Consider the following 10,815-nt stretch of genomic DNA (forward strand, 5'->3'; position numbering starts at 1 on the left):
GAAAACTTCCGACGCCGTTGCGACACTCACTTACTCCGTTCCAGACAACCCCATTCTAGTGGGGCCACTGTCCGGAAACTCCGGGGCGGGCCAGCTGGACTCGGGTGAGGCGCCGTTGGGGCGTGTACGCCGGCCTGGTGGAGCCGGAAACGGTTGGTGGATACCGATCCTGGACTGCGGCGTTGCTGGCTCTGGTGGAACCGGATGTGCGGGGTGATCCGATGTTGCCGTTGCGGTGGACGACCAAGTCGACCCGCACGCTCGCCGCGGAACTCACCGCCCAGGGGCATCCGATCTCCGCGGATACGGTCGCGGATGTGTTGCGGGAGGAAGGTTTCAGCCTGCAGAGCAACGTCAAACCCCTGGAGGGCAAGCAGAATCCGGATAGTGACGCGCAGTTTCGCTACCTCAAGGAGCAGGTCAAGGAGCATCAAGCGGCGGGGGATCCGATAGTAGTCAGTGTGGACACGAAGCAAAAGGAGCTCATCGGGGAGTACAAGAATCCCGGTCGCCAGTGGCGGCCGGCCGGTGAGCCGGTCACGGTGGCCACCCACGACTCTTTCCGGCCGTGCCATGTCAACGGTTCTGTCGCTGGTTGCCTGATCAACTTCCGGGTCTGGCCGCCGGTCTTGACGGGGCGTTTGTGATCACGGTCGGTATGTGATCGTGAGTGGTTGGACGTCGACCGACGGCCCCTCGGCCGTCACCGGCCGCAGCGCGGCGACCGCCGATTCCGTCGTGTCCGGCACGGTGACCGCCACCTCCAGCCACTCGCCACCCACCTTGCGCTTGAGCTCGTCCGGAGTGCCGTCGGCGATGATCTCCCCGGCCGAGATCATCGCGATCTGGTCGGCGAGTTAGTCGGCCTCCTCCAGGTACTGGGTGGTCAGCAGCATCGTCACCCCGTCGGACACCAGTTCCCGCACCATCGTCCACAGCGTCATCCGGCTCGCCGGGTCGAGGCCGGTGGTGGGCTCGTCCAGGAACGGCACGGACGGGTCGCCCACCAGGCAGCTGGCCAGGTCCAGCCGGCGGCGCATGCCGCCGGTGCCCTTACCGATAACCTCGTCCGCGCAGGTGAGACGGGGCGGAGCATGGCGTAGGGGTGGATCGAACGCAATCGGTCAAGTGAGCGCTCTCGCTCTGTCGAACGCCACAGCATGATGATCGACTGTGCTGTTGCGACTGGCCTACCTGGGTGTGGCGAATGCGTTCGCCATGCTGCGCCTGCTGCCAATGAGCGACCGAGACAAGGACGTCGAGATCCTCGCCTTGCGCCATCAGATCACGGTGCTGGAGCGGCAACTCGGTAAGAACAGGGTGCAGTTCGGCCCGGCTGATCGGGCGTTTCTCGCGGCGTTATTGCACCGGCTGCCGCGGAATCCGCTGCACAGGTTGCGGTTGCTGGTGCGCCCGGACACGGCGCTGCGCTGGCACTGCGACTTGGTCGCACGCCGCCATGCGACTGATTCCAAACCGAAGCGTCCTGGCCGGCCACTACGCTTCGTACGAGTCTTGGTGCTGCGCCTGGCCAAAGAGAACCCCAGATGGGGATACCGCCGACTCCACGGCGAATTACTCGTCCTGGGCGTGAAAGTGGCTCCTTCGACCGTCTGGGAAATCCTGCAGGAAGCAGGGATAAACCCGGCGTCCGAACGAAACTCCAGCGCATGGGCCAACTTCCTATACTCCCAGGCCGACGCCGTGCTGGCTTGCGACTTCTTCGAAACCGTCACCCTGTCCCTGTCCGGGGCACCTCGACGCGGCCTCCCCGCCAGCCACGCCGGTGCCGCCCATACCTCTGGCGCGTCGTCAGCCGGTGAACGAGTCCGCGTCAGCCTTGCTCCAATCCTCCTGCCAGCTCGGCGGTGCGTGTTCGAGGAGCTCGCCGGGAGCCAGCCACTCGTAGAGCTCCGAGTAGGGGCGCACGGTGTTGGCGTCCACCCGGCGACGCAGCATGTCAGTGCGCAGGTCCGCCGGGCCGCGTGCCCCCATGGAGGCCATCAGTTCCAGCGCCGAGGCGACTGTGGACTTGTGGAAGCGGTAGACGCGTTCGGTCTTGTCCGCGACGTCGAGGGCTCTCGCGCGCCCCGGATCCTGGGTGGCAACGCCCACGGGGCACGTGTTGGTGTGACACGCCTGGGCCTGAATGCAGCCGACAGCGAACATCATCGCGCGTGCCGCGTTGGTGTAGTCGGCACCCTGGATGAGCCGCTTGACGATGTCCGCACCGGTCGCCACCTTCCCGCTGACACCGATCTTCACGCGGTCCCGCAAGCCCACTCCGGTCAGCGCGTTGTGCATGATCATCAAACCGTCGGTGAGCGTGGTGCCGACGAAGTCGGCGAACTCCACCGGGGCAGCTCCGGTACCGCCCTCAGATCCGTCCACGACGACGAAGTCCGGTGTCGTGCGCTCCTCGACCATCGCTTTGCACACCGCAAGGACCTCGCGGCGCGAACCGACGCACAGCTTGAAGCCGACCGGCTTCCCTCCGGAGAGGTCCCGCAACCGCGCGATGAACTGGATCAGCTCGCGCGGCGTCGAGAACTCCTGATGATATCCCGGCGAGAAGACCGTCTTGCCCTCGGGGACATCACGCACCCGCGCGACCTCCGCGGTGACCTTGCTCCCCGGCAACACCCCACCGTGCCCGGGTTTGGCGCCCTGCGAGAGCTTCAGCTCGATGCACTTCACCGCCGGATGCGCGGCCTTGGAGGCGAACTTGTCCGGGTCGAACCGGCCATCGTGAGTGCGGCAGCCGAAGTAGCCCGTGCCGAGCTGCCACACCAGGTCACCGCCTGGACGCAGGTGGTAGTCCGACACCGCCCCCTCCCCGGTGATGTGGGCGAACCCGCCCTTGGCCGCACCACCGTTGAGGGCGAGGACGGCCTGCGCCGACAGCGACCCGAAACTCATCGCGGAAACGTTGAGCAGGCTCATCTCATACGGCTGGATGCAGTCCGGGCCGCCGATGCGCACCCTGGGCTCGGTCTCCGCATGGTCCACCGGCACCATCGAGTGCGTGAACGAGTCGTACCCGGCGGCGTACACGTTGCGCTCGGTACCGAAGGGCTCGACGTCCTTGGTGCCCTTCGCCCGCTGGTACACCAGATCGCGCACGTTCCGGTCAAAGGGCGTTCCGTCGGTGTTGCGCTCAATGAAGTACTGCTGGATCTCGGGACGCACATTTTCCAGCAGGTAGCGCGCATGCCCGATCACCGGGTAGTTGCGCAGCAGCGCATGCCGTGTTTGGGAGACGTCGCGCACGGCCACCGCCGCCAGCGCCAGCAACGGCACCGTCAGGAACAACCACCACACCGAGACCAGGACAGGCAACACGATCGAGGCGAGCGCTGCCACGGCCAGACCGGCGACGATTAACAGACGAATCACACCAGCCACACTAATGGGTAGCGGACGGGTGATGCCTTCCCCCTCAGGCCAGCTCAGTGAAGCCTTCCGCGTCGGCTTGGCGGGCGGTCGGGGCTTTTGCCGTCCCACCGGGCATCCACATGGGACGTCTCAGCAGGACACACCGACTTGCTTTGTGAGCTGCGAATATGTCGGCTGGACCACGCTCGGAACAGGTGCTAGCAGGCGTCCCGAGTCGCCGGGTTCAGCCAGACCGAGCAGGTCAACGTCCGCCCGCGCGGCTAGCCGTGCCGAACACGTTCGGGGCACAGCGACGCGTCGGATCGAATTCCACACGAAGGGCCCCGTGCTCGTCCAGCCTCAGCGCGGGCCAGTGTCGACGCCTCCGCTCGGGTCCGTCGTCAGCCGGGAACCACTGCAGCGGCCCGCTGTGGCAGGCGAAGAGCCCGTAGGGCGCGATCGACAGGTGGATGGTTGCCGCGGGCCCGTCCGGTGCTGTCCACGATGATCTGGGCGGTGCCCTGGGACGACGGCGGCCAACAGGGAGGTGCGCACGACCTTGTGCCGTTCAGAAATGCGTTGCCGCACTTGTAGGGGCTGGTGGGGCCCGCAGGTGCGCTGAAACGATGCCCCGATGATCGCTTCGCTAGTGTATCGGGTGACACGGAAGCTGCTCTCTGTCCCGGCGGTGCTGCTGCGTCGAGAGGCCTCGAAGGAGGCCGAGCTGCTGGTGCTCCGGCACGAAAACGCGGTGCTGCGCAGGCAACTCGCGGTACCGGTCCGGTACGAACCGGCAGACCGGCTGTGGCTCGCGGCGCTGTCCTCGCTGATACCCCGGCGGCACTGGCCGCAGGTGTTCCCGGTGACGCCGGGAACCTTGCTCACCTGGCACCGCAAGCTTGTCGCCCGCCGGTGGGACTACAGCAAGCGCCGGAGCAGACCGGGCCGACCCCCGACAACAAAAGCGATGAAGAAGCTCGTAGTGCGGCTGGCCCGAGAGAATCCGCGCTGGGGCTGCCGCAGGCTCCAAGGTGAGCTCGCGCGGTTGGGGCATCGGATCGGCGCTTCCACGGTTTGGGAGATCTTGACAGCGGCCGGCGTCAGCCCGGCTCCCCGCCGAGGCGGTCCGACGTGGCGGGAATTCCTGACAACACAGGCCAACGGCATCATCGCCTGCGACTTTCTGCACATCGACCTCGTGGACCTGCGCCGGGTCTACGCGCTGGTGTTCCTCGAGCACACCACACGCCGCCTGCACGTCGCCGGAATTACTGCGCATCCGACCGCGCAGTAGACCGTGCAACAAGCCCGCAACGTGGCCGCGGAGTTGGGCGTGCACTTCGAGTCGCTGCGCTTCTTGGTCCGTGACCGGGACAGCAAGTACACCGACTCGTTCGACGCGGTCTTCGAGTCCGAGGGCATCGAGATTCCTCAGACGGCCCCGCGGTCTCCGTGGATGAATGCGCACTGCGAGAGGGCCATCGGGACGCTGCGGCGCGAGGTCCTCGATCATGTCCTGATCTGGAACGAGAACCACGCGCGGCGCATCCTCGACGTTTACGCCCGGCACTACAACGGCCATCGCCCCCATCAAGCCCGCAAACAGCGTCCTCCACTTGCCGACAGCCAGGCCGTACCGCTAGCCGACACGAGCGTTCCGAGACAGCCGCTCCAGACTCGCGTCCTTGGCGGCCTGATCAACGAGTACAGATATGCGGCCTGACCGGTCACGATGGGTTTCTGAACGGCACAGGTCGGCGAGTTCGGCTCGGACAGTGCGCACGAACCGTTCGGCGAAGCAGTTCGCCTGCAGGCAACGTGGAGGAGTCCTCACTACCTGTATGCCGATATCGGCGAGGACGGCATCGAACGACGCAGTGAACTGGCCGGCGCGGTCCCGGACGAGGTACCGGAAGTCGGTGACGCGATTGCCGCATGGGGAGACGAGCGCGCCCGATGACGAGAAGCCAACGGTTCCGCCATAACTCGTGGATTGTTGGTTTCCAGACGGAGATACGAACGCCGTCGGCGTGGCTGCGTGGGGCCTCCGATTACCGCCCTGTTCAGCCAAGCTCATACCAGCAGACTGTTGTCGACGTCAGATGCGACTGCCCTGCAGGGCAAATCGAATTTTAAACTACGAAAATCACTGCGTGTTAGGCGAATCGGCGTTTTCTGATGCGTCTGGTCGGTTGATTGTCTTTGTGGTGACGGTGTTTCACGATCACGAGACCGCTACGGCGCCCGGCCTGGCATTGATCAGTGGGAGGCGTGATGGCCAGCAGCACCGGTGGATCAGGTATGGAGGGGGCATCGTCGGTGAGCCGGCGGGCCGTGTTGCAGGCGGGGACGGGGGCTGCCGCCGCGCTCGCGCTGACCTCGCGCGGAGTGGCGTTTGCACAGTCGGTTTCGGGTTCGCCTGTGGCCGATGTTGTGCTGACGGAGGGCACGAACATTTCCGTTTCGGCGGCGCCGGGTGGTTCGCAGGTGGCGTTTGATCTGGTCAACTCGATCTGGGTGGTCGATGCCGCAGGTGGTGGTGCGCGGCGGTTGACCGGTGAGTTGCAGGATGCCACGCAGCCGGACTGGGCTCCGGACGGGCGGATGCTGGCGTTCCAGTCTTACCGGGATGGCAACTTCCACCTGTGGCTTGTAGGCGCGGACGGCAGTGGGCTGCGGCAGCTCACCACCGGGAGCAGTGATCATCGCGAACCGAAGTTTTCCCCGGACGGCCGGTATCTCGCGTTCACTTCTGACCGTGCCGGTGGTGGCTATCAGGTGTTCGTTCTGGAGTGGGCCAGTGGTCGGATCACGCAGGTGACCACGGGGCGGCCGGATACGTCGATGCCCAGTTGGTCCCCGGATGGCGCGGCACTTGTCTATACCGCGGCGACAGCCGCCATCGAGCGTGTGGAGCTGGCCTCCGGCCAGGTCCACACACTGGTCGAGGCCGGTAAAGGCGCCTCGTTATACGGGCCGAGCCTGTCACCGGACGGCGCTTTTCTGGCGTACGTGCGAATCAGCGGGACGAGGTCGGATCTGCTGGTCGACGAGCACCCGGTGACCGAGGGCGAGGACGTGTTCGCGTTCGCCCCGCGCTGGCTGTCCGCCAACGAGTTACTCTACACCGCCGACGGGAAACTGCGCCGGCATCGCCTCGGCGGCGGCCATGCGGAGATCGGGTTCACCGCGACCGTTGCGGTGCAGACCCGGCGTAGCTACCCGCCCCGGCGGCCCGGCCTTCGCGGCGGGACGGTGGCTGGGATCGCCAGCCCGGTGTGTTCACCAGACGGTCGGCAGATCGCGTTCCGCGCGCTCAACGCGCTGTGGCTGATGCCCGTCGGCGGCACGCCCCGCAAGCTGGTGGCGGACGGGTATTTCAACTCCGACCCGGACTTCTCCCCGGACGGGCGTCGGCTGGTGTATGTCTCGGACCGGGCCGGCACAGCGGATCTGTGGCTGCACGATCTCGAAACCGGTACCGAGCAGCGCTTCAGCGCGATCAACGGCGCCCAGCTGACGCCGCGTTTCGCACCGGACGGCAACCGAATCGCCTACCAGGACCAGGACGGTGCGACCTGGGTGGCCGAGCTGGACAGCGGCGCCACCCGGCAGGTCACCCCGCCGATGTTCCAGCCCGGACGAGCCGACTGGTCGCCGGACGGCCGGGTGCTGGTGCTGGCCGCGGTCAACCCCTACAGCGGCCGGTTCCGCGAAGGCACCAGCCAGATCCTGCGCGTAGAACTCGACACTGGCGCACTGCACTACACCGAACCCGCACCGTTCCACTCGCTGTCCACCCGAGGTGACGACGGGCCCGTGTGGTCCCCGGACGGCCGGTATCTCGCGTTCGTGATGGAATCCAACGCCTGGGTAGTTCCCGTTGACGCCGCGGGCCGGTTCACCGGCGATCCGCGGCGGGTCACCACCGAACTCACCGACTCACTATCCTGGATGGACGGTCAACACTTACTGTTCCTCAACGGTGGCAGGCTGCGGTCGGTCCACATCGACACCCGCACGGTCAGCGACATCCCCCTGGAATTGCGATGGCAGCCGGCACGCACCAAGGAGCACCAGATAGTGCGGGTCGGCGCAATGTGGGATGGCCGCTCGACCTCGCTGCGTCGGGACGTGGACATCGTCCTCAACGGGGGCCGAATCGCCGCCATCCTGCCCCACCAGAGCAGTCCCGCGACCGTCGACGCCCACGAGCTGACCGCGATACCCGGGCTGATCGACGCGCACAACCACTGGCACCTGCGCGGCAGGCAATGGGGCGACCGGCAGGGCCGGTTATGGCTGTCCTACGGCATCACCACCACCCGCTCCCCCGGCGACCCCGTCTACCAAATGCAAGAAACCCGAGAAGCCCTCGCCTCCGGCGACCGCATCGGGCCACGCTACTTCGCCACCGGCGAAGCCATCGACGGCTCCCGCATCTACTACAACTTCATGCGCCCCACCCTCAGCGCCGACCAGCTACAGCTGGAAATGCAGCGTGCGTCCACACTGGACTACGACCTCATCAAAACCTACGTGCGGCTGCCTATCTGGCTCCAGCAACAAGCCATCACAACGGCGCACCGCCAGGGCAGACCACTGAGCTCACACTACCTCTACCCAGCCGCGAATCTGGGTATGGACGGCATGGAACACACCGGCGCCACCAACCGGCTCGGCTACTCCCACACCTGCAACCAACTCGGCAAGGCCTACGACGACGTCATCCAGCTCTTCACCACCAGCACCATGTCCATCACCCCGACCCTGTTCACCTCATCCGCGCTCTACGCCCTCGACCACACCCTGATCGAAGACACCCGCACCAAAGTCCTGTTCCCGCCCTGGGAATACCAACTCCTGCTCAACGAAGCCGAACAAGCATCCGGACCCACCGGGGAAACCCAACGCGCCCAACTCGCGAATCAGGTGGACATGCTCCTGCGTATCCACCGCGGCGGCGGCTTCGTCATCGCCGGAACCGACGCACCCCTAGACAACGTCGCCATCTCCCTGCACATGAACCTGCGCGCCATGGTCCGCCACGGCTTCACACCCCACGAAGCCCTCACCATCGCCACCCGCAACCCCGCCCGCTGGCTCGGCCTCGAAGGCGAACTCGGCGAAATCCGCCCCGGCGCCCACGCCGACCTCGCCCTCCTCGACGGCGACCCCCTCACCGACATCGCCGCCGCCGCCGCAGTCCACACCACCATCCAGGCCGGGAACGTGCACACCACCGAAGACCTCCTCCGCCCATTCCAGGACCTCCAGGCCGCCAGTGCCCCCGCACCGCTGAACGGAATCCGGCACGCCGCCCCTGAACGCAACCCACGATTCTGGTGGCACGAACCAGAATGGGCCCACCGCGCCTGCTGCGAACACTAAACCTGGATCCGTGGACAGGCTGCGTGATGATCTCCGGTCCTTGATTGTTGATCTCGATGAGGCGGCTGGGCAGGTGTGATCTGCTGGTCTGCCCAGCTTCTCCAAGTGTCGGTCTCCGGTCGGGCCCTCGCGGGTGGGTGGTCAGGTCAAGCCCCTCTGCCGCTGCTGGTGTGCCAGTAGCGAACACCGCGTTCCACAGGGCGGTCCATGGTCCAGCCCACTCCCCAGCCGGTGCATCACCTGCTCACGCTCCTGCCACACATGCTCCGCCTGGCTGGGGACGTCACGTAACTTCTCCACCACCCACGCCGTCGCCCTAACAGTGGCGTACAGCGACCGCTGAGCTTCCTGAACCAGATCCATTGCGCCTGCCCTTGCCGAATACCTGATCCGTGCAGGTGGGAGTGGATATTCTAGGGCCCGGCCGTAGTCGCTCGAGTCGGCGCTCTCGCGCGGCTGACGGTGGGCGCGGCATGATGATCGACCGTGCTGCTGCGACTGGCCTACCTCGGGGGTGACGAACGCGTTCGCCATGCTGCGCTTGCTGCCGATGAGCCCGGACACGGCCCTGCGCTGGCACCACGACCTGGTCACACGCCGCCACGCCGCCAAGTCCAAGCCCAAGCACCCAGGCCGGCCGCGAACCGTACACTCGATACGCGTCCGGTGTTGCGCCTGGCACGGGAAAATCCCAACTGGGGCTATCGCCGAGTTCACGGCGAACTGCTCGTCCTCGGGATCAAGGTGGCCGCCTCCACCGTATGGGAAATCCTCAAAGACGTCGGGATCAACCCGTCACCCCAACGGAGCTCGAGTACCTGGGCGAGCTTCCTGCGCTCCCAGACCGATGCCCTGCTCGCGTGCGACTTCTTCGAGACAGTCACCCTGACCGGAACGAAAATGTACGTCCTTGCGATGATCGAGCACGGCACTCGCCGGATCCGTGTTCTGGGCGCCACCGCGCACCCGACCACCTCGTGGGTGGCCCAGGCCGCGAAGAACCTTGTCATGGACCTCGAGGACGCAGGCTGCAAAGCGCGATTCCTGATCCGGGACCGGGACAGCAAGTTTCCCGAGCTGTTTGACGCCATCCTCAACGACGCGGGGATCGAAGTCGTGCTCAGCGGCATCCAGATACCGAGAATGAACTCGATCACGGAGAGATGGGTGCAGACCTGCCGACGCGAGCTCCTCGACCGCACCTTAATCTGGAACCAGCAGCACCTGCTCCACGCCCTACGAGAGTTCGAAGAGTTCTACAACTCGCATCGACCCCACCAAGGCATCGCAAACGCCCGGCCGCTTCACCTCTTACCGGAGTCGATCGCCGATTCAACCCAGATCGCTGGACTCAGCATAGGAAGACGGGAACGCCTGGGCGGCATCCTCAACGAGCACCAACACGCGTCCTGACCTCGATGAATGACATTCCCGGCAAGCACACCGTCCGGCTGGATGAGTCCGTTTGGTGTCGGTTGAGCTACGGAGTCGGCGTCTTTAGCGATCTCGTAGCAGCTGTCGCCGGAACCCGTGCGCTCGGCATGAACTCCATCGTGGGAGGTGACAAACGAACTCGCGGATCTCCATCCACTCCGGGTCGCAGGCGAAGCTGCCCGGGTAGATCTCCTGGAAGCTCTCCCGGTCGCAGCGAACCCGGATAAGGGCGCTGAGCTTCCAGTTCTCCCGGTAGTCGCCGAACTCCTGGCCGCAGTCGCACTTCACGACCCGGCCGTACGCCGCCTACACGATGTAGGAGTTGCTCGCCGATCGGCAGCAGGATCTCCTCGGGCCAGCCGACGCGCTCCTGCAGGATCGCGCGATAGACCTCGAAGCGATCATCGTCCTCGTACTGATCGGGGTGAAGTGCAGGTGGAACCGTGGATGCCGCAGCAGCCACTCTTTGACCTTGGGCGTTTTGTGGGTGGCGTAGTTGTCCAAAACCAGGTGCAGGTCAAGGTCTTTCGGGACCGCGTCGTCGATAAGCTTGAGGAACCGCAGGAATTCCTGGTGTCGGTGTCGGCGGTAGTGCTGGGCGATGACCGAGCCGCT

The 10,815-nt window shown here is 65.7% G+C and carries 8 protein-coding genes and 2 pseudogenes; 5 read left to right on the forward strand and 5 right to left on the reverse strand.

All coding sequences use genetic code 11. From position 1 onward, the window contains the following. Positions 1 to 82: 82 nt before the first annotated feature. Positions 83 to 557, forward strand: a pseudogene (locus tag ACWCO2_RS36030) (ISAzo13-like element transposase-related protein); the annotation flags it as partial. Between the two features lie 90 nt (positions 558 to 647). Here ACWCO2_RS36030 and ACWCO2_RS36035 read toward each other — a convergent pair. The 3 genes from ACWCO2_RS36035 to ACWCO2_RS36045 form a co-directional block, all read right to left on the reverse strand. Continuing rightward, positions 648 to 839, reverse strand: coding sequence for a hypothetical protein (locus ACWCO2_RS36035; protein ID WP_450132286.1), 192 nt, complete (start codon positions 837 to 839; stop codon positions 648 to 650). Positions 840 to 857: 18 nt separating this feature from the next. After that, positions 858 to 1,040, reverse strand: a complete 183-nt coding sequence (locus ACWCO2_RS36040) for a hypothetical protein (RefSeq protein WP_450132287.1) — start codon at positions 1,038 to 1,040, stop codon at positions 858 to 860. Positions 1,041 to 1,812: 772 nt separating this feature from the next. Then, the gene (locus ACWCO2_RS36045; protein WP_450132288.1) at positions 1,813 to 3,396 is read right to left on the reverse strand and encodes an FMN-binding glutamate synthase family protein; all 1,584 of its coding nucleotides are present in this window, start codon (positions 3,394 to 3,396) and stop codon (positions 1,813 to 1,815) included. Between the two features lie 637 nt (positions 3,397 to 4,033). Between ACWCO2_RS36045 and ACWCO2_RS36050 the strand changes: the two genes are divergently transcribed. The 4 genes from ACWCO2_RS36050 (at position 4,034) to ACWCO2_RS36065 (ending at position 10,179) form a co-directional block, all read left to right on the forward strand. Further along, positions 4,034 to 4,669: a helix-turn-helix domain-containing protein gene (locus tag ACWCO2_RS36050; protein WP_450132289.1), complete on the forward strand. Its 636-nt coding sequence runs from the start codon at positions 4,034 to 4,036 to the stop codon at positions 4,667 to 4,669. A 39-nt stretch (positions 4,670 to 4,708) separates the two neighbouring features. After that, positions 4,709 to 5,098 (forward strand): integrase core domain-containing protein, encoded by a 390-nt coding sequence (locus tag ACWCO2_RS36055; RefSeq protein ID WP_450132290.1) that lies wholly within the window; start codon positions 4,709 to 4,711, stop codon positions 5,096 to 5,098. 764 nt (positions 5,099 to 5,862) lie between these two features. Beyond that, positions 5,863 to 8,766, forward strand: coding sequence for an amidohydrolase family protein (locus tag ACWCO2_RS36060; protein WP_450132291.1), 2,904 nt, complete (start codon positions 5,863 to 5,865; stop codon positions 8,764 to 8,766). A gap of 486 nt (positions 8,767 to 9,252) precedes the next feature. Next, positions 9,253 to 10,179, forward strand: a complete 927-nt coding sequence (locus ACWCO2_RS36065) for an integrase core domain-containing protein (protein WP_450132292.1) — start codon at positions 9,253 to 9,255, stop codon at positions 10,177 to 10,179. 84 nt (positions 10,180 to 10,263) lie between these two features. On the opposite strand, the gene ACWCO2_RS36070 is transcribed toward ACWCO2_RS36065, so the two are convergent. Together ACWCO2_RS36070 and ACWCO2_RS36075 are read right to left on the reverse strand one after the other, a co-directional pair. Beyond that, positions 10,264 to 10,488 (reverse strand): acetone carboxylase subunit gamma, encoded by a 225-nt coding sequence (locus ACWCO2_RS36070; RefSeq protein WP_450132293.1) that lies wholly within the window; start codon positions 10,486 to 10,488, stop codon positions 10,264 to 10,266. Between the two features lie 123 nt (positions 10,489 to 10,611). Further along, positions 10,612 to 10,815, reverse strand: a pseudogene (locus ACWCO2_RS36075) (transposase); the annotation flags it as partial.

The sequence above is a fragment of the Saccharopolyspora sp. NPDC002376 genome (assembly GCF_053593195.1).